24 protein-coding genes are annotated in these 25,275 nt (G+C 35.4%); 18 read left to right on the top strand and 6 right to left on the bottom strand.

Going from position 1 to position 25,275, the window contains the following annotated elements; translation table 11 throughout:
* Positions 1–13: 13 nt before the first annotated feature.
* From AMS59_RS03365 to AMS59_RS03350, 4 genes are all read left to right on the top strand, one after another.
* Positions 14–811 (top strand): DUF1835 domain-containing protein, encoded by a 798-nt coding sequence (locus AMS59_RS03365; protein WP_053482344.1) that lies wholly within the window; start codon positions 14–16, stop codon positions 809–811.
* 208 nt (positions 812–1,019) lie between these two features.
* A complete protein-coding gene (locus AMS59_RS03360; protein ID WP_053482343.1) occupies positions 1,020–1,415 on the top strand; it encodes a PepSY domain-containing protein in 396 nt (131 codons plus the stop codon).
* Positions 1,416–1,694: 279 nt separating this feature from the next.
* Positions 1,695–2,366: a response regulator transcription factor gene (locus AMS59_RS03355; RefSeq protein WP_053482342.1), complete on the top strand. Its 672-nt coding sequence runs from the start codon at positions 1,695–1,697 to the stop codon at positions 2,364–2,366.
* Positions 2,363–3,721 carry a cell wall metabolism sensor histidine kinase WalK gene (locus tag AMS59_RS03350; protein WP_053482341.1) on the top strand — a complete coding sequence of 453 codons (1,359 nt, stop codon included), beginning with the start codon at positions 2,363–2,365 and terminating at the stop codon, positions 3,719–3,721. Before AMS59_RS03355 ends, AMS59_RS03350 begins: the two co-directional genes overlap by 4 nt.
* A gap of 91 nt (positions 3,722–3,812) precedes the next feature.
* Here AMS59_RS03350 and AMS59_RS03345 read toward each other — a convergent pair whose 3' ends face one another.
* Positions 3,813–4,694, bottom strand: coding sequence for a LysR family transcriptional regulator (locus tag AMS59_RS03345; protein ID WP_053482340.1), 882 nt, complete (start codon positions 4,692–4,694; stop codon positions 3,813–3,815).
* 415 nt (positions 4,695–5,109) lie between these two features.
* Between AMS59_RS03345 and AMS59_RS03340 the strand changes: the two genes are divergently transcribed.
* Positions 5,110–5,862 carry a carboxylesterase gene (locus AMS59_RS03340; RefSeq protein ID WP_053482339.1) on the top strand — a complete coding sequence of 251 codons (753 nt, stop codon included), beginning with the start codon at positions 5,110–5,112 and terminating at the stop codon, positions 5,860–5,862.
* 179 nt (positions 5,863–6,041) lie between these two features.
* Positions 6,042–7,379, top strand: coding sequence for a branched-chain amino acid transport system II carrier protein (gene brnQ, locus AMS59_RS03335; protein WP_053482338.1), 1,338 nt, complete (start codon positions 6,042–6,044; stop codon positions 7,377–7,379).
* A 357-nt stretch (positions 7,380–7,736) separates the two neighbouring features.
* On the opposite strand, the gene AMS59_RS03330 is transcribed toward brnQ, so the two are convergent.
* Positions 7,737–8,282: a helix-turn-helix domain-containing protein gene (locus AMS59_RS03330; RefSeq protein ID WP_082337368.1), complete on the bottom strand. Its 546-nt coding sequence runs from the start codon at positions 8,280–8,282 to the stop codon at positions 7,737–7,739.
* 525 nt (positions 8,283–8,807) lie between these two features.
* Here AMS59_RS03330 and dapA point away from each other — a divergent pair.
* From dapA to abaF, 3 genes are all read left to right on the top strand, one after another.
* Positions 8,808–9,680, top strand: coding sequence for a 4-hydroxy-tetrahydrodipicolinate synthase (gene dapA, locus AMS59_RS03325; protein ID WP_053482337.1), 873 nt, complete (start codon positions 8,808–8,810; stop codon positions 9,678–9,680).
* A gap of 367 nt (positions 9,681–10,047) precedes the next feature.
* The gene (locus AMS59_RS03320) at positions 10,048–10,419 is read left to right on the top strand and encodes an aldehyde dehydrogenase family protein (protein ID WP_053482336.1); all 372 of its coding nucleotides are present in this window, start codon (positions 10,048–10,050) and stop codon (positions 10,417–10,419) included.
* Positions 10,420–10,451: 32 nt separating this feature from the next.
* Entirely contained in the window at positions 10,452–11,759 is a 1,308-nt protein-coding gene (abaF, locus tag AMS59_RS03315) for a fosfomycin efflux MFS transporter AbaF (protein ID WP_053482335.1), read from the top strand.
* Between the two features lie 435 nt (positions 11,760–12,194).
* Here the strand turns inward: abaF and AMS59_RS03310 are convergent, their stop codons facing one another.
* Positions 12,195–12,953, bottom strand: coding sequence for an SDR family oxidoreductase (locus AMS59_RS03310; RefSeq protein ID WP_053482334.1), 759 nt, complete (start codon positions 12,951–12,953; stop codon positions 12,195–12,197).
* Positions 12,954–13,112: 159 nt separating this feature from the next.
* On the opposite strand from AMS59_RS03310, the gene AMS59_RS03305 reads away from it, so the two are divergent.
* Entirely contained in the window at positions 13,113–13,682 is a 570-nt protein-coding gene (locus AMS59_RS03305) for a TetR/AcrR family transcriptional regulator (protein WP_053482333.1), read from the top strand.
* Between the two features lie 283 nt (positions 13,683–13,965).
* On the opposite strand, the gene AMS59_RS03300 is transcribed toward AMS59_RS03305, so the two are convergent.
* Positions 13,966–15,174: a YhgE/Pip domain-containing protein gene (locus AMS59_RS03300; RefSeq protein ID WP_053482332.1), complete on the bottom strand. Its 1,209-nt coding sequence runs from the start codon at positions 15,172–15,174 to the stop codon at positions 13,966–13,968.
* A 55-nt stretch (positions 15,175–15,229) separates the two neighbouring features.
* Positions 15,230–15,811: a TetR/AcrR family transcriptional regulator gene (locus AMS59_RS03295; RefSeq protein WP_053482331.1), complete on the bottom strand. Its 582-nt coding sequence runs from the start codon at positions 15,809–15,811 to the stop codon at positions 15,230–15,232.
* A 345-nt stretch (positions 15,812–16,156) separates the two neighbouring features.
* Between AMS59_RS03295 and AMS59_RS03290 the strand changes: the two genes are divergently transcribed.
* From AMS59_RS03290 to AMS59_RS03270, 5 genes are all read left to right on the top strand, one after another.
* Positions 16,157–16,480: a PadR family transcriptional regulator gene (locus AMS59_RS03290; protein WP_053482330.1), complete on the top strand. Its 324-nt coding sequence runs from the start codon at positions 16,157–16,159 to the stop codon at positions 16,478–16,480.
* Positions 16,473–17,009, top strand: a complete 537-nt coding sequence (locus AMS59_RS03285) for a DUF2812 domain-containing protein (RefSeq protein WP_053482329.1) — start codon at positions 16,473–16,475, stop codon at positions 17,007–17,009. Before AMS59_RS03290 ends, AMS59_RS03285 begins: the two co-directional genes overlap by 8 nt.
* 229 nt (positions 17,010–17,238) lie before the next feature.
* The gene (locus AMS59_RS03280) at positions 17,239–17,769 is read left to right on the top strand and encodes a DUF2812 domain-containing protein (protein WP_053482328.1); all 531 of its coding nucleotides are present in this window, start codon (positions 17,239–17,241) and stop codon (positions 17,767–17,769) included.
* Positions 17,770–17,781: 12 nt separating this feature from the next.
* Positions 17,782–18,687, top strand: a complete 906-nt coding sequence (locus AMS59_RS03275) for an ABC transporter ATP-binding protein (RefSeq protein WP_053482327.1) — start codon at positions 17,782–17,784, stop codon at positions 18,685–18,687.
* Positions 18,665–19,915 carry an ABC transporter permease gene (locus AMS59_RS03270; RefSeq protein ID WP_234007667.1) on the top strand — a complete coding sequence of 417 codons (1,251 nt, stop codon included), beginning with the start codon at positions 18,665–18,667 and terminating at the stop codon, positions 19,913–19,915. The genes AMS59_RS03275 and AMS59_RS03270 overlap by 23 nt, the downstream gene beginning before the upstream one ends.
* A 215-nt stretch (positions 19,916–20,130) precedes the next feature.
* Here AMS59_RS03270 and AMS59_RS03265 read toward each other — a convergent pair whose 3' ends face one another.
* Positions 20,131–21,441: a serine hydrolase gene (locus tag AMS59_RS03265; protein ID WP_053482325.1), complete on the bottom strand. Its 1,311-nt coding sequence runs from the start codon at positions 21,439–21,441 to the stop codon at positions 20,131–20,133.
* 769 nt (positions 21,442–22,210) lie between these two features.
* Here AMS59_RS03265 and AMS59_RS03260 point away from each other — a divergent pair.
* From AMS59_RS03260 to rarD, 3 genes are all read left to right on the top strand, one after another.
* Entirely contained in the window at positions 22,211–23,383 is a 1,173-nt protein-coding gene (locus tag AMS59_RS03260; protein WP_053482324.1) for a toxic anion resistance protein, read from the top strand.
* A gap of 174 nt (positions 23,384–23,557) precedes the next feature.
* Positions 23,558–24,091, top strand: coding sequence for a hypothetical protein (locus AMS59_RS03255; protein ID WP_053482323.1), 534 nt, complete (start codon positions 23,558–23,560; stop codon positions 24,089–24,091).
* 130 nt (positions 24,092–24,221) lie between these two features.
* On the top strand, positions 24,222–25,127 hold the full coding sequence (rarD, locus tag AMS59_RS03250; protein ID WP_053482322.1) for an EamA family transporter RarD: 906 nt from the start codon (positions 24,222–24,224) through the stop codon (positions 25,125–25,127).
* Positions 25,128–25,275 lie beyond the last annotated feature (148 nt).

Below are 25,275 nucleotides of genomic sequence, written 5' to 3'. Positions count from 1 at the left end.
ATGGGGGATTTTCATGGCAATTTTACATATAACGTTTAGCTTATCTACTCAAGGTTCGATAAAACATGCGATACGACAACATCATTTACAACGAGATGAGACTGTGCTTTGTGTCAATGAGATTTTTTCGATTGGTCCATTAAGCAGCCCAGAAGAACGGAAAAGCTGGTTAGAATCCTATATCTTTAGGGACAATGAAGAACGAGAATTGTACGAGGATCTTCAGAATGCTTGGAAGAAAAAAATTGCAGGTTTACTGAGCGATATTGATGTCTGGGTTTGGTACAGCCAAAGTACTCATGAAGAGATAGGGTTACGTTTTGTCATGAGCGAGTTGATCAATACATGTAGTATGGTATATGGGATTGATGCCACAGAGGGCTTGAAACGTGTACAACCAAACATGATGATTCGTCAAACAGGTGAACTTGCGTCAGACTTGTTAATGAAGCTCCGTTCCGAGGCAAAGCGGTTTTCTATTGATGAGTGTCAGCAACTTGCAAAGGAATGGGAAGAGTTGAAACAAAACCCTAGTACACTGCGAGTTTGGCAAGATGGAATTGTACATGTAGCGGAAGATGCATTGGATCCTATCATTTTGGAATGTGCGGCAAGAGCACATGACGAACTAAATGAAGAATGGCTTATACCGACGCGTATCATCGGTGAAACAATTGGTGCAATTGATGATTATTTAAGTGAAGAATTTGTGGAAAAACGCTTGATGACCCTTGCAAAGCATGGGCTTTTTGAGATTGATGGAGATACAAAAGATATGTATTCTTATCAAGTAAAATATGTAGGAAAGTAATAATAAATTTCTTTTCAGTAACCACCTTTCTTTTGGAGAAGGTGGTTTTTGATGTTGAAGAAAATTGTCTTGTAGTAAACCTCAAAATGAGAAAGTACTCATTAAAAATTTATTGAACTCTTAAAACATTCTCCTAAACGTTTCATAACGACCTGTCAGAATAGGGACTGTAAGAAAACTTTACAATAATTTTTAGGAGGAACTCAAAATGATAAAGAAATTAATGATCCCAGTTTTAGCAGCAACATTTATTGGAGGCGCGTTTGCAGGTAATTATGTCATTACTTCTGCTTTTGCTAGCACCGATAATGTGAAGACTAATCAGGTAGAAAAGGTAGAAACTGAAAAGGATGACGATAATATTGCTGAACTGCAAGCAAAAGCAAAATTATCATTGGAAAAAGCTCAAGAGATTGCTCTTCAAAATGTTACAGGAACAGTGCAAAAATCTGAATTAGAAGATGAAGACGGTGTTGTGGTTTACGGTTTTGAAATTAAAACTTCATCTGGCGATGTGAAAGATGTAAAAATCGATGCTGTTTCAGGTAAAGTAGTGAAAGTGGAAGCGGAAAATGAAGATGATCGAGCAGAAGAAAACGATTAATCGTATCAATTAAAGGAATGGGTAAAGACCCTTCCTTTTTTCTTTTGTCACTTTTTGTAGGTAGTTGCAATAATATCTCATTAAAATGGAGATTATAGGATGAAAAATAGATGAACTTCTTCTCTTTATTATGCAACCGGTTAATCTTCTCGCAAGAGGTATTGGAAAATGATCCTAGCCATAAATCAAAAAGTATTAAACACAGAACTGCAAGAGAATTGTTAGTTTTTCTATAATCCGGTAACATGTAAATAGTCTAAATCTTAGGAGGGCTCGCATTTGAAGAAAGTATTGATCATAGAGGACGAGGAAAGAATTACAGAATTTTTAGAATTAGAACTTACACACGAAGGCTTCGATGTGACGGTTATCCATGATGGACGTGAAGGGCTGGAAACTGCACTGAATCAAGATTTCGACCTTATTCTCTTAGATTTAATGCTACCTCATTTAAACGGTACAGAAATTTGTAGAAGAATTCGACTTGTGAAAGAAACGCCAATAATTATGCTTACTGCGAGAGATAGCATTATGGATCGTGTAATGGGCTTGGATGTAGGAGCTGACGATTATATGTCTAAGCCTTTTTCAATTGAAGAACTGTTAGCGAGAATGCGCGTGATTTTTCGTCGAAATGAACGATATGAAAAGAATGTTATCAAGCACTTGAAATTTAAAGAAATACAAGTGGATACGATGTCTCGAACGGTTATGAAAGAGTCTGAAGAAATACCTTTGACAAAAAGAGAATATGAACTCCTCTTAATTTTTTTACAAAATGTAAATCACGTACTTTCTCGGGAATTGATATTGGAGAAAATTTGGGGATATGAGACGGAAGTGGAAACGAATGTTGTAGATGTCTATGTTAGATATTTGCGCAATAAACTTCAAAATGATGAAGAACATTATATTCATTCGGTTCGTGGCGTCGGGTATGTAATGAAATGATGAAATCGTTAAAGCTAAAAACAAAAGTTATTTTATGGACAACGGTAATGATGATTGGCTTATTCGTTTCTTATAATATATTGCAATATTTTGTGATGAACAGTTGGATGATTCATTATGAAGAACAGTCGATTGAAAATAAGATGATAGCTATACAAAATCTTTATGGTGACCAAAAGCTATCTAGCCAGTTTATTAAAGAAAATAAATCGTTCATTCATTCCATTAATGAAAAATCAGAGACAATTCGAATATTGGATGAAAATGGTGAAAGCATTATTGCTGTAAGTGAAGAAGAATTATTGCAAGTACCTTCTCACTCAGTTCAAAACGGACATTTTGAATTAATCAAAACAGGTGACGACCGACTGTTAGTGTACCGAGAGTCATTAAATGGTACAAATTTTGCGGTTGAAATTATTCGTAATATGGAGATCTTCGATAATTTATTAGCACAATTTGGGCTAGTTATGTTTTTGTCAGGGATTGGTGCAGTTTTCTTAAGTTTAGTAGGTGCGCTATTCATTTCTAAACAAATCGTTAGACCGATACAAGATATTTCCCAAACGCTTACTATAATTAAAAAGTTTGGTTTAAAAGAAAGGGTGCAAGTACAGCCTGCGCAAGATGAAATTGCAGAATTAGCAAATCATTTTAATGAACTGATGGATCAACTAGAAACTTCATTTAATCAACAAAAACAGTTCGTGGAAGATGCTTCACATGAATTAAGAACGCCGATTTCAGTGTTGAATGGAAACTTAATGATGTTAAATCGTTGGGGAAAAAATGATCCTGAAGTATTAGAAAAATCATTGAATTCATCTTTAAAAGAAGTGAATCGAATGGAAAAATTGGTAAAGGATTTATTAGAATTATCTAGACTAGATTCAGAAAAAATCAAGAATGTCTCAATTTTATTGGAGAATCCTCAATATATTATTGAAAAAGTTATCAACGATTTTCAAATTACTCATCCAGATTTCTCTTTTTCGCTCCAAACAACTAAAGGTGAAGCATTGGCCATAACAGAAGGGCATCTTGAACAAGTACTTACAATTTTAATCGATAACGCTATTAAGTATTCAAATGATGAAAAAAAAGTAAACATCTATTATCATCAGCATGAATTGACTGTGCAAGATTTTGGAATCGGTATTCCTGAAGAAGATATACCATTTGTTACAAACCGTTTTTATCGAGTGGAAAAATCACGGAATCGAAAAAAAGGGGGGTATGGAATTGGGTTATCCATTGCACAAAAATTGATGGACAACTATCATGGAAAACTATCAATTAAAAGTCAATTAGGTGAGGGTACATCTGTTACACTGACTTTTCCCAAATCCATTTGAACAATTCAAGAAAAGCGAGTAACAATGTTAAATTGTTACTCGCTTTTCTGCTTTAGCTAGCACATTTTTTATGAATGATAGAAGCTTTCTATTATTTTTTCTCGTAAAAATCGAATACAAATTGCTGAAATTGTCGTGCTGATGGTGGAAGGTATCGATTTTCGATCCAAGCCATACCTATGATCCGTTCACAAATCATATCCTCCACACGAATTTTCGCCAATTTATTTGGATTCAAGTCTTCGTCAACAGGCAGTAACGACACGCCGAGGCCAGCACCTACAAAACCAGCTACTGTTGATACCTCATCGCCTTCAAAAGTAATCTTCGGTTTGATACCTGCAGCATTTAATAATCTATCAGCTGTACGGCGCAAAGCGTAACCCTTTTTCATAAGAACAAAATTCTCATGTTCAAGTTCCTTCATTTTAATGCTTTTCCGGTTGGCGAAGGGATGGTCGATCGGCACCATAATATAAAGCTCATCACGCCACAGCTCCTTCCAGCAAACAGGTGGCTCCGTGTCAATCGCTGCAAGTAAGCAAAGGTCTAACTCTCCCGCGAGTAATTGCTTAAGTTGGGAATGTGAGTAATTTTGTGTAAAGTGAAAGCGTATATGCGGATGGTTTTGACGGAAAGCGCGGATCAAATCAGGTACGATGCTAGTCCCTAATGTATGTAAAAAGCCGAGTGATACATCTCCTAGCTCTGGGTTATTAAGCTCCTGTAATTCTAAAACTGCTTTTTCGTATTCCTTACGCATGCGTTGGACACGATACAAAAAAAGCTCGCCATATCGGTTGAGCATAATCGAACGTCCTTGTCGGTCGAACAGGGGTACTCCTAATTCCTCTTCAAGCTTTGAAATCGAACGACTTAATGCTGGTTGAGAAATCGCTAATGCTTCAGCAGCACGAGTCATATGCTCAAGCTTTGCTACTGCTACAAAATATTCTAATTGCTGCCATTCCATTTTTTCACCTCAATTCCCGTTATTTTTGAGTTAACTGCATTATAACGGTAAAAGAGTAGGAAGTATAGGCACATCAAGTGAAACATTAATTAGTAAAGTTTTCCCACTGATTAGTAGTCTTCACCAATCGGGATTATTTCCCACCAACTTCTTTACTTTCGCTTCATTTTCGGTACAGAGAAATTACTGCCCGTAAATGCGGGATAAAAAATTTTATAAAAACGGCGCACGTAAAATGAAGAATGCAAAATGAAAGTAGCAGAAAGTGTGATATAACAACCATTAACCTCACATCGTTAATGCATAAAAGACATTAATATGATAAAAACTATAAATTGTACATTATGAATAAAGGGTGTTAAGATAGACACATAAATTACACAATTTCAAGTTTCCGTGAAGGGGATATTATAAAATGAATTTATCAAAGCCACAACCTCTAACAATTGAGGGAGGCAAAAAAGCCGTACTATTACTGCATGGATTCACTGGTAGCACAAAAGATGTAAAAAAGCTAGGTGAATTTTTATCAAAACGAGGTTATACAGTTCATGCACCGATTTATAGTGGGCATGGCGTAGAGCCAGAAGCATTACTTGAAACAAGACCAGAAGACTGGTGGAACGATGTTGTGGAAGGTTATAACTTCCTAAAAAGTAAAGGCTATCAAGAAATCGCGGTAGTAGGAATTTCCCTAGGCGGCGTATTTTCGTTAAAAGTAGCAGAGATGTTTCCTGTGAAAGCATGTGTTGCCATGTGTGCACCAATCACACGTGATAACTCAAAAGGCCTATTTACACGTTTATATCATTACGCTCGTTTATATAAACATTTTGAAAATAAATCAAAAGATCAAATTATTTCAGAATTACATGAATTACGTATTACCCCTAAGGATTCATTGGATGGTGTGACACGTTTAACTACAGAAACACGCGATGAATTATCTACAATCAAAGCACCTACATTAGTATTACAAGGTTCATTAGATGATGAACTTTATCAAGAAAGTGCACCATTCATTCTAAACACTGTGGAAACAGATGATAAAGAGATCATTTGGTATGAAAATTCTGGCCATATTATTACATTAGACAAAGAGCGTGAAAAAGTGTACGAGGACGTATACAAGTTTTTAGATCATGTAGAGTGGTCAGTAGCAAACTAAGGGGCTGTCAGCAGACAGCTCTTTTAGTTTTGTCTACTTAAAGCTAGGAACTGAACAATTAACTATTATAAAAGAAAAAACTATTGTTTTTAAAATAAATGCCTGATAACATAGTAGAATTGTAGTGAGAAATCTCTTCGATTTAGCAATAGTTAAATACATCTAAGGAGTACATCAAAATGCAACAAAAAATACCTTTTTCAACATATGCAGTCATTGGTACGATGCTTTTCGGACTGTATTTTGGAGCAGGGAATCTTATTTTTCCAATTCAGCTTGGCCAATTAGCGGGGACCAACTTTTGGTTTGGCCTAATTGGATTTTTAGTAACAGCTATCGGTTTACCGTTTTTAGGTATTTTAGCTATCGGTTTATCAGGTAGTAACGGTTTGCGTGACTTAGCGAGCCGTGTTCACCCATTATTCGGTGTCATCTTTTCATTAGCCCTCTATTTAACGATCGGTCCTTTTTTTGCGATTCCACGTACAGCGACAGTTCCGTTTGTTGTTGGCTTTGAACCTTATATACAAGCTGAGCATACAACACTTTTCCTTGCTTTATTTAGCTTCGTATTTTTTGCCATCGTTTTTTATTTCTCATTAAATCCAGCGAAAATTATGGATTATATCGGAAAATATTTAACACCAGCATTTTTGATTGTGTTATTTATTTTAATTATTATTAGTATTGTAAAACCGATGGGGCATTTCCAGCAGCCAATCGGAGATTATATTGATTCAGCATTTATGACAGGCTTTAAAGAAGGCTATAACACAATGGATGCATTAGCCTCATTAGCTTTTGGTATTGTCGTTATTAACGCGATAAAAAGTGCGGGAATAACAGATAGAAAGGAAATTGCTAAAGCAACGTGGAAATCTGGTATTTTTGCCATGGCATTAATGACGTTAATATACGGTTTAATAACGTTTATGGGGGCATCGAGTATTGATGCTGTTGGTACATTTGATAACGGCGGCTTAATATTTGCCGCAGTGGCAGATCACTATTTTGGCTCATACGGGGCTATTTTATTGGCAGTTATTATTGTCCTTGCTTGTTTAAAGACAAGTATTGGCTTAATCACATCTTGTAGTGAGTTTTTCCATGAAGTATTCCCGAAAATAAGCTATAAATGGTTTGTTTTATTATTGTGCGTTGTGTCATTTACAATTGCCAACTTCGGATTAACGAATATTATTAAGTTTGCCATTCCAGTGCTGATGTTCTTATATCCGATAGCAATTGTCTTAATTGTCCTTGCGTTAAGCTCATCACTATTTAAAAATAAGCAAACGGTATACGCGATTACTATGATTTTTACAATTTTTATTAGTATTATTGATGGTTATAAAGCGTTAGTGGCTAGCATTCCTACGGCGAAATTAAGTATTTTTGATGCGATTGAGAAAGCTTATTCGAACTTTTTACCTTTATACGACATTGGCTTAGGATGGATATTACCAGCGTTAATTGGGGCATTCATAGGTTACTTATTGCCAGCAAGAAGAGCGTAAAAGTTTTGATGAGGCTGGAACACAACTGGTTAAAACTTTAAAAAGCGCGAGAAATCAATGTTAGAAACGTTGATTTCTCGCGCTTTTCTGATGTGAAATTTTTTAATTTTGCTTTGGAAATATACTTATGTCCCAGCTTCATTTTTGTTTTGAGATTTATTCATATACTGATATAAAAACATGTAACAGAAAGACTGGACATGAAATCCCACGTTACAGTAGTAGTGATCAGAGCCATATTCTTAGGAAGTTTTGCCATTGACCGTATTTAACTTCGAACAGTACTCATAAAAAAACTCACAGTGCGCGATACGCTGTGAGCTTTTTTAATCAGTGTCTAAGGAATCTGCTAAAACATTATACTGGAATACTCGAAATGCAAAGGAATTTTACGATTGAATCTGTTTTATTTATCCAATTATGAGGGGTGGTTGATTCTAGAAAAATACAATCATAAGGATTCAAATCATGCTCCTCTTTGTCAATGACGATGGTCAGTGTCCCTTCTAGAACGTAAAGAAATTCTTGCCCAGAATGTGAATAAGAATCCTCTCGATTTGCACCTGGATTCAGTAATACTAAAATCGGATTAAAGAGTGGATTTTCAATATTTACCGCTAAATCTCTATAAAAAAATTGGTTATGCATAGTGTTTGTCTTACTAATAATATTTCTCATAACCGTCGATGCTGTCTGCTCATCGGATTCTGAAAAAAAGTAGCTTGGATTGACACCGAGTGCTTCAGAAATTTTTTTCAATGATTCGAGCGTTATGGATGATTTTAAACGTTCGACCTGAGATAAAAAGCTAATTGAAAGATTCGTTTGATCGGCGATTTGTTTTAATGTTAACTTTCTCTCTTTTCGTAAACTCTTCATTTTTACTCCAATTGAGTCATTCAATTTTCTCCACTCCTGTTACTGATATTATTCCTACTTACTATTCTAATAAAGTTTGTGTTGCGAAATAAAAGATGTAATCTCACTATGAAAAATGAAGCTTATTAAATCTTTTTGTATAGATGTATGTTAATGGTTAATTTGTCTTTAAATCTTCCAAAACAGTTAATACTTTGCGACTCATGGTAGTTATCTTGTCACTATGCCATATAACGCAGTTTAGTGCTTCTGTCCAAATCCAAAATATAAGGAGCCACGTCGATAAGGATAACATAAAAGCTCTAATTACAGAACAATTACAAAAAATCGATGTGTAGAAATCTAGTAAATTAGATTGTAATCCAAAATAAATAGTGGCAATTGATGTTGAAGTGACACTTTAATAAATCGAAAGATAACTTTAGTAATATTCAGAAAATTACATTTACAATGGTAATTTAGTGTGCTAGTATCATGGTTAATTGAAGTTGTACTTCAATATTAACTTTTTTAAATCAAGTAATCTATTACAAGCAAAGGAGAATGAAGATGAATTTTCATGGTATTTTGGTTCCGTTAGTGACCCCGTTTAAAAACGATCAAAGCTTAGATGTAGATACTTTAAAGGAATTGACTAACACTTTTATTGACAAAGGTGTTACTGGTTTAGTTGTATGTGGGACGACAGGAGAATACTACGCCTTGAATGAGGCAGAACGTGAAACCGTTTTGAAAACAGTGGTAGAAGTTGCTAAAGGTCGCGTAACTTTAATTACAGGTATCAATGATTTATCAACTGAAGGTGCGGTAAACCGTGCCAACCAAGCCAAAGATTTAGGCTATGAAGGTTTAATGTTATCACCCCCACCTTATAGCTTGCCTGACCAAGCTGGTTTGATTGCCCATTACGAAACTGTGGCAGCGGCAACCGATTTACCCATTATCATGTACAACTTTCCAGCTCGCATCGGCATTGAAATTGAATATGATACGGTGGTGTATTTGGCGAAAAATCCGAATATTGTTGCTATTAAAGAAAGTAGTGGCGACTTTAGCCGCGCATTACGTTTGTTACAAACCCCATTTGAGAAATTTGAAGTGATTTGCGGTTGTGATGATCAACCTATAGACTTTTTCTTCTGGGGTGCGAAAAGCTGGATTGCTGGTGCAGGTAATGTGTTCCCAGAAGAGCAAGTAGCCATGTTTAATGCTGCGCAGACTGGCGACTGGGATAAGGCTCGTCAAATTATGAGGGATATCTACCCAGCTATTCACTCTATGGAGTCCGGAAACTATAACCAAAAAGCTAAATTAGGCTGCCTGAAAGGTGAAATCAACGTTGGTTCAGTACGCCTACCTTTATCTGATTTATCAGAAGAGGAAAAAGCAGAATTTTTGGCTTTTTTTAATAAATCATTGTGAGGAGAGCCAGGTGATTGTATCAAAAGAATAAGTCTTTGCCCTAGCTAATGAAGGAAAGCTATGAGCAGGCAACTTGATTCTTGGTTTTGTGCAGCCTACAAAATAGAAAACCGCATCCCATCGAAACAGATTAATTGGCTATATTGTCGATGGTAATGCACGGAATGTAGATGCTGCTGTTAAGGGAGGGCACTGAAAAACTTATAAATCGCTAAAAACATAGTAATTAATTATGATTTTTTCAATTCTATTAAGCGTTAAAAGTTAATTTTTACCGAAATTTTCGATATAAATCGACTTTTTCAGTGCCCTCCTGTCTTAAGGTAGCTAGAGATACATTTGAAGCAGGGGTAACATTCGCAGTGATTTGGGTAGTGGCTGGTATATCGAGTCAACTATTTTTGATAATGTAACCGCTAACATGACCTTGTTTCAAAATGAAATATTTGGTCCGATTTTAGCGGTTAGTACGTTCGAAACGGAAGAAGAAGCTATTGCACTTGCCAATAACACCTCCTATGGTTTGGCTGCTTCTTTTTATAGCCAAAGCGTACAGCGGACGATGCGCGTGGCATGTGCCATTAAGGCAGGAACCGTTTCTGTGAATGGCTTTAGCGAGGGCAATATCACCACCCTGTTTGGAGGTTTTAAACGATCTGGTTTTGGTGGCAAAGACAATGGCTTAGAAGCATTTGAACAATATGTGCAGACGAAAGTAATTAGGTACGTTCATTCATAATAATTTGAATCAGATTTCTTGGGGGAGTGTATATGGGGAAAACAGATAATAAACAGCTAAAAAAAGTTGTTGCTGCATCTATGATTGGATCTGTAGCTGAATGGTATGAATTTTTCTTATATGGAACCGCTTCTGCTCTCGTTTTCGGAGAATTATTTTTCCAAAAAACAGGAAACGCTATTGACGGAATTCTCGCTGCATTTGCTCTCTATGCAGTAGGATTTCTAGCTAGACCTATCGGCGGACTTGTTTTTGGCCATTATGGTGATAAAATTGGGCGTAAAAATTTATTACAGATTAGTTTGATTATCGTTGGAATTACGACTTTCTTAATGGGATGTATTCCGACATTCAATAGTATTGGTTATTGGGCTCCTATCTTACTCGTTACTTTACGTTTAATTCAAGGATTTGCTTTTGGTGGAGAATGGGGAGGAGCAGTTATTTTAGTATCTGAGCACAGCCCTGACGATCGACGTGGTTATTGGGCAAGCTGGCCACAGGCGGGTGTACCATTGGGGAATTTAATAGCTACAATTGTCCTTTTACTTTTATCTAAAAACTTAAGTACTGAGCAATTTATGGACTGGGGTTGGCGTGTAGCATTTTGGTTCTCTGCAGTTGTCGTACTAATTGGTCTTTGGATTCGTAAAAGTGTAGATGATGCCCCTATTTTCAAAGAAGCACAAGAAAAACAAGCGCAATTAGAAAAACAACAATTAGGTGTTATAGAAGTGATTAAATATCATAAAAAGGCAATTGTTGCTGGTATTGGAGCTCGCTTTGCAGAAAACATTTTATACTATATGGTTGTCACTTTTTCCATTAGTTATTTAAAACTTGTCGTCAATAAAGATACGTCACAAATTTTATTATTAATGTTTGGTGCCCATGCTATTCACTTTTTCTTCATACCATTAATGGGACACTTAAGCGATGTCTGGGGTAGGAAGTCAATCTATATTACAGGAGCCGTTTTAACCGCATTTTGGGGATTTATTGGGTTTCCAATGATGGATACAGGGAATGATTGGCTCATTATGTCTGCCATTACTGTTGGTTTATTCATACAATCGATGACGTATTCACCATACTCAGCCTTAATGACAGAGTTATTTCCAACTCATATCAGATATACAGCGTTGTCTTTATGTTATCAAATAGCACCAATTTTAGCAGGCTCATTAGCTCCATTAATTTCATTAAGTCTTCTAAATAAATTTAATAGCTCCATCCCAATTTCAATTTATTTGGTCATAGCAAGTATCATTTCTATTTCATGTATTATGCTAGTGAAAGAAACAAAAGGAAAATCACTCAGCTTTAAGAAAGCGCAATGAATATTTCCATTAGTCCTAGAGACTCTTTAAAGTAGGATTAAGATTAGCAAATACAATAGCTTAATGACGGTAAATTTAAAAAAAGCTTTTATATGAATGGTCTCTTGGAATAGCGTGTCTCTAAGAGGTCATTTTTGATTTTTAATGCAAGTGTCTTGAATCAAAAGCTGAGAATATTAACAGAGAATATATATTGCTATTCAACAAATAAAAGAGGTCCAGGAATGCCATTAATATGGATGAACTTTAAAACATTACAATTTTGAAACAATCGTACATAGTTATTAAAAAATACTATAATACGAACAAGATGAATGCTAAATACAAAATGAGTCTGGTGCAATACCGAACTCATTTTGAACATGCTACCTAATGAAATACCCTTGTCTAACTTTTTGAGATCACAATTATATTTCATATGCACTATATAGAAAATTAGTAAGCTGTCCAGCCACCATCAACAGCAATTACTTGTCCATTGACAAAGCTTGCTTCATCTGAGCCAAGGAATATAGCGAGTTGAGCGATTTCTTCAGGTTGTCCAGCCCGTGGGTTAATGGCCATACCTAGTGATTGGCGTGCTGCACCAGTTTGACTCACATTTGTCATGGTAGAAGCAATGTTTGTGATCACTGCACCTGGAGCGATACCATTACAGCGAATGTTTTTATCGGCATACATAAATGCTGTGTTTTTAGTGAGACCAACAACAGCATGCTTAGAAGCAGTGTAGGCAGCCCCAGCACGAGCTCCATAAAGACCGCCAGCAGAAATATTGTTAACAAAGACACCATGTCCTTGAGCAAGGAAAATCTCTGTCGCCATACGCATTGAACGCATAACAGCAGTAGTGTTTACCGCGAATACTTTGTCCCATCGTTCATCAGAAACTTCACCAACTGGCTCCATACCATCCATAATACCAGCATTATTCACTAAAATATCTAATTTACCATAAGCATTTTTTGTTTCATCAAATAAGCGTTGTAAGTCTTCTGTTGAAGCGACATTTGTTTGAACAGCGATCGCTGTGCCACAAGCTGCTTCGATACCTTCAACAACAGCTTGTGCACCTTCTATATTTAAATCAGAAACTACGACCTTTGCCCCTTCTTTTGCATAACCTTCTGCGATTGCTTTACCCATACCTGACGCTGCACCTGTTACAATTGCTACTTTACCTTCTAATCTCATCACAAAAACCTCCTAATATCCTAGCGATTCTTAGATATTGAACATATGTTCATAAAAATAATATAATGGCTTTGTAAGCGATTTCAATACGCAAAAAACTCAGAACTGTTCAGTAATCAACACATATGAAAAAATCTGTTTAGTAAGGGGATAAAAAATATGAGCGCTAACGATTTAAGAGTTGTCAAAACGAAGCAAGCATTACATAATGCTTTACTAACTTTATTAAGTGAGAAACCTTTAGAAAACATTACAATTGCAGAAATTTGTAGGGTGGCTAAGGTGAACAGAGGTACCTTTTACTTACACTATGAGCAAAAGGAAGGGCTATTTGAGGAATACTTTCAGGAAATTATGGAGGATTTGCATAATTCCTATGAGGAACCATATCGTGCAGTCACAACATTGGATAAAAACCAAATAGATCCAAAGACAATTCGTATTTTTCATCATATTGAGCGCTTCAAAATATTCTATCGCATTGTTTTTTCAAAAAATGTGCCGCTGACCTACTATTACATGTTATTTGATGGAATTTTCTCTCTGCTAAAAAGGGATATCACAATTCATCATAAAATACATGATGAAATATCCATTGAGTATTATAGTGCGTATCAAGCAAACGCAATTATCGGCCTAATTATTCAATGGTATCGTCAAGATTTTGAGGATAGCGTAAGTACCTTGAATAAACAGCTTGCTGCTATTTTGCGAATTGGTGAAAAGTAATGAAAGACTCTTCGGCAAAACGAGGGGTTGATTTCCATTCCGACTGAACGCTTTGTCGCTGACGCTTCGCTTTCGCACAGTTAAAACATTGTCGCTGACGCTTCGCTTTCGCACAGTTAAAACATTTGCTGTCGCTACGTTAGCACTACGCTTTCGCACAGAAAACATCCGCTGCGCTGCATGGTCTCGGGGCAACAGGATGTTGGTCATTCTTCACAGTTTTGTGATTAAACTTTAAAAGCGATGTACTAACTCACATTAGTACATCGCTTTTTTGACAATTTTATTGAAGAGTGGAAGTGACTATTTGCTCACTTTCACTCTTTGCTTTTGATTTTTTTAAAGCAACGACCGTCGCAGAAATGCCCAGTGTTACAGCTATGATAATTCCTAACGAGCCACAATTACTTATTATATTATCAGTGCTTCCACCAAAAATAATTGTGTAATAGCCGTCTGCTCCGTAAGTAGCTGGAAGAAGTAACGCTAATTTATTGTAAAAATCAGATAGCATGGCTTGTGGAACAAGAGCACCTGAAGTAACAAGCTGAATCGAAAGAGCGCAAATATTAAAAATCATACCTAAGTTACCAAAAATGATAATAAAGGCTTGTGCCAAGCAGAGGAAAGCCCAAAACATTAATGCTTGAAAAAGATATACTGTTAAAAAGTTTACTTGACTTGAAATATTAAATAGATGCATTAAGCCAATAGTTAATAGCGGAATGGTGAAGGATACACCGATATTAATGAGCTGTCTTGCTAGGAACAATTGCCATTTCGAAATTGTATCTTGCACAAGTTGTGCAGCCTGCTGATGCTGCATAATCATGACCATTGCACCAACGAACGACGAAATAATAACCATCAATGGCACAAAATTCATTGCAAACTCTTCAACATTATTCGTTTTAATAATAGTAGAACCTATCGTATGATCCTTTACACTCATAATTGTTGTAGCAACGGCTTCATTAATTAGTTGTGCTGTATTTTGCGCTATTGGAAGCTGTGAGAACTTTTGAGAAAATGCCTCAATGGTCTTACCTTGTTGTAAAGGATACAAATTGTGGTTAATTTCCTCAGTTACTTGCTTGGCCACGCCATCCATCATATTTTTTGCGATACTTGCATTTGCTTGATTGATAGAGTAAATAATTTCAGCCTCTTTACCGGCTTGTAATTGACTCGTAAAGTCGCTTGGAATATGAATCATCATATGGATATCACGTTGATTTAATTCTTGCTCAGCTTTGTCTAAAGAGGTGTAATTTTTTATTGTAAAAGGTAGTTTTCCTTTTATTTCATTTACTACTTGTTGACCCATCTCAGTATCTTCGCTAATTAGTCCAATCTTTAAATTTCCGGTTCTGTCATTGACACCATCATAGGCAGTCATCCATACGAAAAAGAAAATTACCTGAAATGCAATTGTAATGACAATGCCAATATAAGTTTCTCGAATTTTAAATAAAGCTTGTAAACCTTTCATAAATAGACCTCCTATATAAGTAAGTACTTACTTGCATTGATAGGAAAAATTTTTTCTAGGGAGTCAATCCCCTAGAAAAAATTGAAATACTTGTTTTTAACAATATTTCAGTAGGTATATCAGAAACGATTGTTCCTAAACGAGCCCTTGAAATAAAATGGCCAACATTAATAGCAATAAGAGAAAGAGCAGCTGCTTCAAAATCAATCTCTCTAACTTTTCCTCTTTCATGCATTTCCTGCAAATAATGAATTAACTCATTTTTAATATGAAGTGGGGTATTAGCAATCTCTTCATTAATTTCAGGAAATTGCATCCCTTCTTTAAAGCCAATCATTACAAAATCTTTAATAGACATTAAAAAGTTAAAATGCTTTACAGAGAAATTTAGTAAATCCGTTTCTAAATCCCATGTAACATTTTTATTGATTTCTTCCTGTAAAAGAGGGAGATAGGAAAATTTCTCAATAACGGCTTTCAAAATACCACGCTTGTTACCGAAATGCCGAAAAATTGTTACTTCATTGACCCCTGCTAAATCAGCAATTGCTTTAGTTGTTGCAGCAGTATAGCCCTTCGCACTAATGAGTTGTAAAGCTGCATCTATGATTCGTTCTGCGGTGCTTTTTGTTGACAATAGAAATCTTCCTCCCATGCAAGTAATTACTTACATGCTAGCATAGAGGAATTCCTAATGCAATAAAAATATTAACAGACATTGGAAATCAAATAACGTTTGAGAACAAGAAGACTGCTCGGGTAGCTAGAAAAATCGCTCAGGTAAGCCACAGAACTGCTCGGGTAGCCAGGAAAATCGCTCAGGATGAATCAAAATAACAACATAGTGCCACACTGCGTATATGAAAAGCTTTAGTAACTTTTTATGGAAAAAACAGCATTGACAACTATATCGTCTGCTGATATATTTTAGATGTATCGTTGGACGATATATTGTTTGACGATATAAAAGGGGGGGAATTATATGACTCAAGAACATCCGCCATTAACAGAAGGCGTTTATTATATTTTATTAGCTTTATTTGATGCAAGGCATGGTTACGGTATCATGCAATTAGTAGAGGAAATGAGCAATGGTCGCGTTCGGCTTGGAGCGGGGACGATATATGGAGCAATCAAAACATTACTCGAGCGAGGATGGATTGAGGCGCTAGATGGTGATGGACGAAAGAAGGAATACGTCATTACAGATAGTGGAAAAACAGTAATTAAATACGAAATTTTGAGATTAAGGGAACTTTTTGACAATGGCATCCGTATAACGAAGGAGGATGGAACAAATGGATAAATATCGATTTGTCGTTAACCCATATGATATTGAGAATTGGGTTAACGATATGGCAAGCCAAGGTTGGCATTTAAAAAAGTTCACTTGGATACGTTTTACGTTCGAACGAGGAGAACCAGGTAGCTATATTTATCGGCATGATGAATTGGAGCGATATGGTGCCTCATATGAAGATGAATACTTAGAATTTCTAAAGTCCTCAGGAATTGAACAGGTAGATCGTTCTGGCAATTTTGTATTCTTTAGAAAGCCAGCAAATGATGGACCTTTTGAACTTTACTCTGATAAGAAAAATAAAATTAGTAAGCTTTCTCAAAAAATTTCCCTGCTACTATCACTCATCCTTCTAAATTTGATTATAGGTGTAATTGGTCTAAGTGGGATTTTTTCAGAACAGGCAATAGACTGGATTAAATTATCAATGAATATCACTAATATTCTTGTAGTCGTGTTATTTTCTATTCCATTATTAAAACTTATACGTGTGCGCAATAAATTGAAGAAGGATTTGGATCTGTTTACAGATTAGTATAGGAGAAGGCATGGCTGAATATAGTTGCATAAACTACTATGCTTATAGTATTTAATGCCAATAAGAAAGCTTCAATAGTATGGGATTTCATATTTACTTCAAAAATATTTTCCGGGAAATGAGAAAAATCGATTATTTTAAATGCGTAGTTATAAAACCTAAGGTGCATATTTAACCAGGAGTTCGCATCAGTTTTATAAGATTAAAAGAATGGAGGTGGCACTTTATGAAAAAAAGGGTGTATCGTTTTTTTCTTGATTATGAAAAGGAAGAAGCATGGGTTAATGATATGGCGGAACAAGGTTGGCATCTAAAGCGTACGATGGTGGGATACTTTATTTTTGAAAAAGGGGAACCTGGTCAATATATTTATCGCAATGAACTAGTTAAAGGTAAAAACCAGGACTACTTTGATTTTTTAGAAACGATGCATATTGAGTTTGTTTCAAAATTTGGAGTATGGGCTTATTACCGCAAAAAGAAATCAGAAGGCCCATTTGAATTATTTTCAGATAGTTCTACAAAAATAAAGTATTTAAAATCAATAAGCCGTCTATTTATAGCAGTAACATTTCTTAATCTATTAATTGGATTTATTAATCTTTATATTGGACTTGGTGAATCAACAGAAAGATTCTTAAACACAGGAGTATCGTTCTTTAATTTTGTAGTCGTAATGATTATGTGTTTGCAGATTTTAAAGGTTGAAAAACGTAAAAAAGGACTGCAACGAGAATTACATATATTTGAAGGCTAAGGAGGAAAAAATATGGCATTACAATTAGAGCGTGTCACAAAGAAATACAAAGATTTCACAGCGGTCGATAACTTAAATTTCACTATTAAAAAAGGGGAGATTTTTGGGCTGATTGGTCAAAATGGAGCCGGTAAAACAACGACGTTCCGAATGATTTTAGATTTACAGGAGACAACGGCTGGCACGATTACATGGGATGGTAAACCCGTTAATGCCATCAACCGTGATATACTTGGCTATTTACCAGAGGAGCGAGGTATTTTTCCGACGATGAAAGTAGAGGATCAGCTTTACTTTTTTGGTGAGCTACGTGGCATGAAGAAGTCGCAGTTAAAGAAGGACATTGACTTTTGGATTAGCCGATTTGAACTCGAAGATAGACGGAAAGATAAGGCTGAAACTTTATCAAAAGGAAATCAGCAAAAAGTACAATTGATTGCTAGCTTTATTCATAAACCACAGTTCTTAATTCTAGACGAACCATTTAGTGGACTTGATCCCGTGAATAAAGATTTACTAAAGGATGCCATATTGCTTTTAAAAGAACAGGGTACGACGATTTTGTTCTCCAGTCACCAAATGGATAACGTAGAGGAACTATGCGATCATCTTTGTCTATTAAAACGAGGAGTCTCGTTATTCTCAGGTAGTCTATTAGATTTAAAGAAACAATACGGAAAAACAAGATTAGCAGTACGTACAGAATGGTCGACAACTCAATTATTGGCACTAGAAGGTGTCAAGGATGTTCGAGAAGAGAAAGAACAAACAGTGCTCATTCTGGAGGATGAGAGTTTTGCACAAAGCATTTTCGAACAGCTTTCGAATGGTAAATATATTGAAAAATTTAGTTTAGATTATTTATCGTTAGATGAGATCTTTAAGGATAAGGTAGGTGGCAATATTGTCGAAGTTTAATTTATTAGTGAAACAGCTTTACAAATCAAAATTAAAATCAAGATCCTTTGTTGTAATGACATGCATTTACATACTGGGGATGTCTGTCGCAATTTTTTGGTCGGATATTAAAGAGCTTTTTACAGGCAGCGATCATGCACAACAAATTGCAATTGTTAATGAAACAACAGCTGATTTAAGCGGTCTCTTTGTATCAAATGGCGATATGAAATTTATACAAAATGAATCAAATATACCGGCGCTAGAGAAAAAGGTCAAGGACGAAAAGCTAGATGCAATCATTAAAATAACAGATCAAAATGGTCAGCTAAATGCTGAAATTGCCACTTTCACGCCGTTGAAATTAAATGATCAAGCTTCGTTAAATTCGATACTGCAACTTGCAGGTCAAAATTATACCGTACAACAGTTATCACTAACATCAGACCAAGCTGCTCAAATTATTGGTGCAAAAACGGTTATTTCAAATAAAAACTTAAATAAAGCATCTGCTGACGGTAAAAGCGAAGAAGAAAAACAATCAGGATTATGGGTATCGTATGCAGTTGGTATTTTAATCTATTTCTTTATTTCTACATTCCTATCTATGATTACAACGGAAATTGCATCTGAAAAAGGTTCACGTGCAATGGAAATGCTACTAGTAAGTGTAAAGCCAGCTACCCACTTTAAAGCAAAAATTGCTGGTGTACTATTGCTCGCATTAACACAGATGGGTATTATTGCAGTTGTTTTCCTAAGCTATGCAAAATTTGCGAAGGACGGCTTTATGTGGGATTTGGCAGCAAGCATTGTTAAAGAATTATCGATAAGTTACGTGATCTATGCAATTCTATTTTTGCTATTAACAATTATTCTTTATTTAATTGTTGGGGCGTTATTCGGTTCTTTAGTGTCTAAAGTTGAAGAAGCAGGTCAAGTATTAATGCCAGCCATGATGATTACATTAATAGGTTTCTATGTTATGATCTCAGGGATTGGCAATCCAGATACAATTTTCATTAAGGTATTCTCTTATATTCCATTTACTTCAGGAATGATCATGCCGATGCGTATCGGGGCTACTGATATAGGAGTAATGGTACCACTTATATCGCTAGGTATTTTAATAGCGACAATTATTGTTGCTTATTTATTCAGTATTTCATTCTATAAACGCAGTGTTCTAACTTATAGTTCAGGTGGCGTTATTAAGAAAATTAAAACCGTGCTAAAAGTGACAACATGATGAGAAAAGCAGCTACATTCGATGAAGAAAAAGGAACGTTCAATTTTAAAGAAGTAACATATATTTGAACTACACACCGAATAGTGGACACTTACAGAAAAGTGCCCTATTCGGTTTTTTTTATAATGTAATTGAATGATATAAAGGAAGGTCCGTTAATTGAGTGCAAATAATTTGTGAAAAATCGTGATTAGCGACGAATGTTTTTGGTGGAATTAGGATTCGGAAAGCTTTTTCTGGATTTTCAGACGGTAGTCTTTACTTCCTAATAATTTGGATTCGAATGAATTCATATTTTTTCTGATTAGTAGTCCCTGCCAGAAGTTCAAGTCATCTGTTAAAATTACCATTTCGATTTTATTGCCATTGTGATCTTCTGTATAAATTGCGTCGTTAAGCACAAATGCAGTCGAACCACCTTTTGCTCCTAGATGGACAAAACGTTCATGATTCTGCTCGTTATATTGCATCGGCCATTCTAGTAAATCTCTTATAGTATTAGCAGCTCCTTCTGGAAGTTTGTCATTCGAAATGATCGCTAATAACTTCCCATAGTCATTTGCTGAAGCACCTATTAAACGATCCGACCATACTTTTTGCAGATCCATAGACATATCAAATGATATATCTTCAGCTTTAATCGTTCCAATCTTCATTTGTTCACTTAATTCTTCCGCTTTAGAACGATATGTTGCTATCGGCATCTCTCTAAGCTTTTTAATTAACTGTTTCTCACTCAACGTTTCGTTCTCTATCTGTTCAGGGATTAGCAGCGCGCTAACAATCGGATAGACCTCCTCATGCTGTGTCAGTTTTAGAGATTGTGCTCTCTCATTAATGTTCGTTATGCCTAGTAAATCAATGAGAAAATCTGTATTGGCATTAGAGCTGTAGGTAATCATACCTTTTGCAACATCATGCAATGTTACTTCATTGTTTTTAACTTTACCTTCACTGCGCATTGTTTTCAGCCAATTTTCATGTGCGTTACCGTCTGTATTTTTAATGTAATAACGCTTTAAATCGTCTAACGGCACAGGACTGTCTTTAGTTATTATACCTTCATTAATTTGCATCGCGTATTCGACAGCAATTAGCATCTTTACTGTGCTTGCTAGTGGTCTGACCATATCTGATTGATAAGTGATTAATTCCTCACCATTTTCCGCGATGTAAAGAGAAGTGGTCTGTGGGTAGTCCTTCAAATGGTTCAGAACATAATCAGGATTATCCCTGAAAAAGAAGTAGCTCGCAATTCCAACAACGAGAATAAATGATCCATAAATTATTATTCGTTTCTTCGTATATGTTTTTTTATCGAAGACAATCATTGCAATGAAGCCCGCAATCAATGCAAGTATATAATTAGCATTAAAAAATAGCACAGCAACGATGATTCCTAGTACAATCAATCCAGTTACGATCGTCTTTCTAATTTCTTCCTTTGTCCTGTTCTCTTTTTTAAGTAAAGACAAGAGTGAAAACATCACGATTCCTAGTAGCCCAATCCACGCCCAAATAGTCATTCAGTAACTTCCTTTCTGATAATTTGAATTTTTATCACCTTAAATGAGTAATAGAACAGATTTCTAATTTATATGTATTCAGTCTATTCTGCTCATACACACTTATTAAATAAATATTCTTTGAGTTTTATTAAATTTTGATAAACATAATTTGGTTGATTTCTTAGTTTAAGCATGCCAATATTAGAAAGTAATGTAAAGTATTTCGCAGAATCATTCGAATTTCCTATTAAAACGAGCTATAATTTATTTTAGGAGTGATGCTGCTATATTATCTAAATTAGAGCTTGAAACATTCCTAAAACACAACCAAATAAACGTTTTGCAATTGAATATCAAGTTTTTTATTGATATAGCTAACTCAGCTCAATATAGCTTTCATTTAGAGCATCATGAGAGTTCTTAGTATTAACATGCGTTTTGAATAGGAAAATAAAAAGTTTACTATTGACGAACAAAAGAAATTTTTTGTTGATATTTTGCTAGTGTATGCCTATTTTTATTTGATTGTAGCGAAGGGCTATTCGACTCCCGCGGGACAGCGAGACAGACGAGACCCTGCATGGAGCGGATGTTTTCTGTGCAAAAGCCTAGTGCCCGCAGCAGAAATCAATGTCTTCTAATGAAATTTTAGTGGATAAAAAATGGTTAATCGATACACATAATATATGGTGTGACTCTTATTTTGTAAGGCTTGACTAAAATGAAACTTTTTCAGCTTGAAATCGTATGTAAATAAAAGAGATAAATCGCAGGGGGTAAAATTTTTATGTCTGAATTCGACAACGACCTATTAAAATCAAAAGATCCATTCGCATCAGAAAATCCATTATTACAGCCTAATCCATTATTACAGGTGGAGCAAGAGCCAAAAAAACCAGTACTTGTTTCTGAGCAAGAGCTTTCACAAATTGCTCAAAATCAACTTGCGTTAAAGCAAGATCCTGAGGTCCATGCATTAGCACAGAAAATTGATGTGAAAGACCAAATTGCTATGCTAGAGCTTGGAAAAGAAACTGCGAATGGTATTTCTACTTTTTCAGATAAAATGCTAGCAACGATGAAAACAAGTAAGCTTGAGGAATCAAGTGTATTATTAAATAATTTAAATAGAATTATGGATAAATTTGATCCTCAAGATTTCGCGGAGGATAAAAAAGGTGGCTTCCTTACTAAATTATTCAGTAAAGGAAAGGAACAATTAGAAAAGTTTCTATCCAAATATGACAGCATGAACAAGGAAGTTGATGTCATTTTCCGTGAGGTTCAAAAATACGAAGGTGAAATGAAACGTAATACAATTGATCTTGAAAATTTATATGATCAAAACTTAAACTACTTCCAAACTTTAAGTAAATTTATTGCGGCAATTGAAGTGAAAACAGATGAAGTACGTTCATCATTACCAGCACTTGAACAAAAAGCTCAAACTGGTGATCAAATAGCGGCAATGGAATATGAAACAATGCTACGTGCCGTTGATTTACTAGAACAACGTCGTTATGATTTAGAAATGGCGCAACAAGTTTCATTCCAGTCTGCCCCACAAATTCGATTAATGCAGCAAGGAAATAACCATTTAATTGCTAAAATTAACTCTGCGTTTGTGACGACAATTCCTATATTCAAGCAAGGGCTTATTCATGCAGTAACGTTAAAACGTCAAAAGCTTATTTCTGATTCCATGGTTGAACTCGACCGTCGTACGAATGAAATGCTTGTACGAAATGCAGAAAATATTAGTAAAAATAGTGTTAATATCGCGCGTGCGGCAGGTAGCCCAAGCATTAAAATTGAAACAATTGAAACGACATGGCAAACAATTATGTCTGGTATTCAAGAAACGAAGCAAATACAAGCAGAAACAGCTAAAAATCGCGAGGAAGGCCGTAAACGTATTGAACGTCTGCAGCTTGAATACGAAAAACTGAAAAAAATGTAATCGTGGAGCTTCTTGCATCTCTTTTTGCAAGAAGCTTTTTTTTATTGACAAAAAAGAAATTAATATGATAATTAGACCAATGAGATTATTTTACAAATGTGAAGGAAGCGGAAAAATGTTAAACAAAGTTATACCATTACACGAACTAATTAGTAATGGAGTGAAGAAAAGTCGATGAACAAAATAAATCCAACTCCATTATCGTGTGAAACATTAAAAGATGGGACACTTGCTATTAATATGACAGAACCACTTAATCTGTTATCGCAAAATCGCTATCATGAATTGACACATATAGAAGAGCTTTATAATGCTTTACACAAAGATTTAGATGAAAAGCATCATGTTTTGGAGCAGGAGCGAAAAGAGTTAAAGAAACAAAACGTACAACTTGTGGATGATATGCAAAAAATGAAACAGCAAATTGCGGTCTTGCAAAAAAAGCTCATGGAATACAATTGTGTTGTAGAAGAGCTGAAGGAGATTCGCCGACAAAATACAGAGCTATTAATTGAATTAAGTAAACATACTGCTTTATCTAAGGAATCACTGTCAGATCCGTTAAAATCTATGATTCGCGATATGCGAGAGCAGGGTGTTGGTATAAAAGAAATTCACATTCGCATTAAACGTCAAATTAATCCTGATATTAGCTATAGTATGGTGCGTAAATATATTTCTGAGCTTGAATCTGAACATAAAGAGTAACATTCATTACTATCAATTTATTAAAATTTGGCATTTACACTTTCCAATCAAAGCCCTATAATTAGTCTATTCTTTAAATGGTAAGAATACGCAAAGTCGTATAGATTACGGAGTAGGAGAGTTAGAGGTAATGTCAAATGAGAAAAAAGGGGTTTTGGCGGCATTTTTAGCCTATGCTTTTTGGGGTGCATTTCCGCTTTATTGGAAGTTGCTTGAACATGTGCCGAGTATGGAAATTTTATTATCGCGCGTCATTTGGTCCTTTGTCTTTACAGTACTAGCAGTAATAGTATTTGGAATGCGTAAGGATCTTCTCGCAGACTTAAAATATTTGTGGTCACACCAAAAGCATTTTTGGCAGCTTGCTGGAGCTTCATTTGTTATTTCGATGAACTGGTATTTATATATTTGGGCAGTTACCCATAACCACTTAATTGAAACGAGCTTAGGTTATTATATTAATCCTTTACTGTCAGTTATTTTCGGGGTTATTTTCTTTAAAGAAACCCTTAGTCGTGCGCAATGGGCAGCTACCGGAATTGCCTTTATCGCTGTAATTATTTTAACAATTAATTATGGGTCAATCCCATGGGTAGCGCTTCTTATTGCTTTATCCTTCGCCATTTACGGTGTTCTGAAAAAGAAAATTAAGCTTGATGCGACAAGAGGTTTAGCCATTGAAACGTTATTTATTTTACCGTTTGCATTAGGCTACTATATTTACCTTTTTACAACGAATCAAGCCTCATTTTTACATGTTGATGTGCAAACAGACATCCTCATGATTGTGAGCGGTATAGTGACGGCAGTGCCATTAATTTTATTTGCGAAAGGTGCACAAAATATTCCACTCTATTTATTAGGCTTTATTCAATACGTATCACCGACGATTGTGTTAGTTTTAGGGATCGTGCTTTATAAAGAACCGTTTAGTCAAATAGAGTTATTAGCATTTAGTATTATTTGGGCAGCCTTACTACTGTTTTCAGGTTCGAAAATCATTGAAGTGAGAAGAGCCCATCATAAATCGGTGTGAAAAAGCTGACAATTATTAAACGTAAATTATTAAATAAGAACTTTTTATTATTATTAGTCAGATAAACTAAAAAAATATGGCTCATCACCAAAATCCGGGGATGACAAAATCAATGACCTGTTTCCAAACGTAAACGGAGGAAAAGATG

This window comes from Lysinibacillus sp. FJAT-14745, assembly GCF_001275675.1.
In the GTDB taxonomy this organism is placed as follows: domain Bacteria; phylum Bacillota; class Bacilli; order Bacillales_A; family Planococcaceae; genus Lysinibacillus.
The sequence above is the reverse complement of the archived record's forward strand: the minus strand, read 5'-3'. Positions and strand labels throughout refer to the sequence as shown.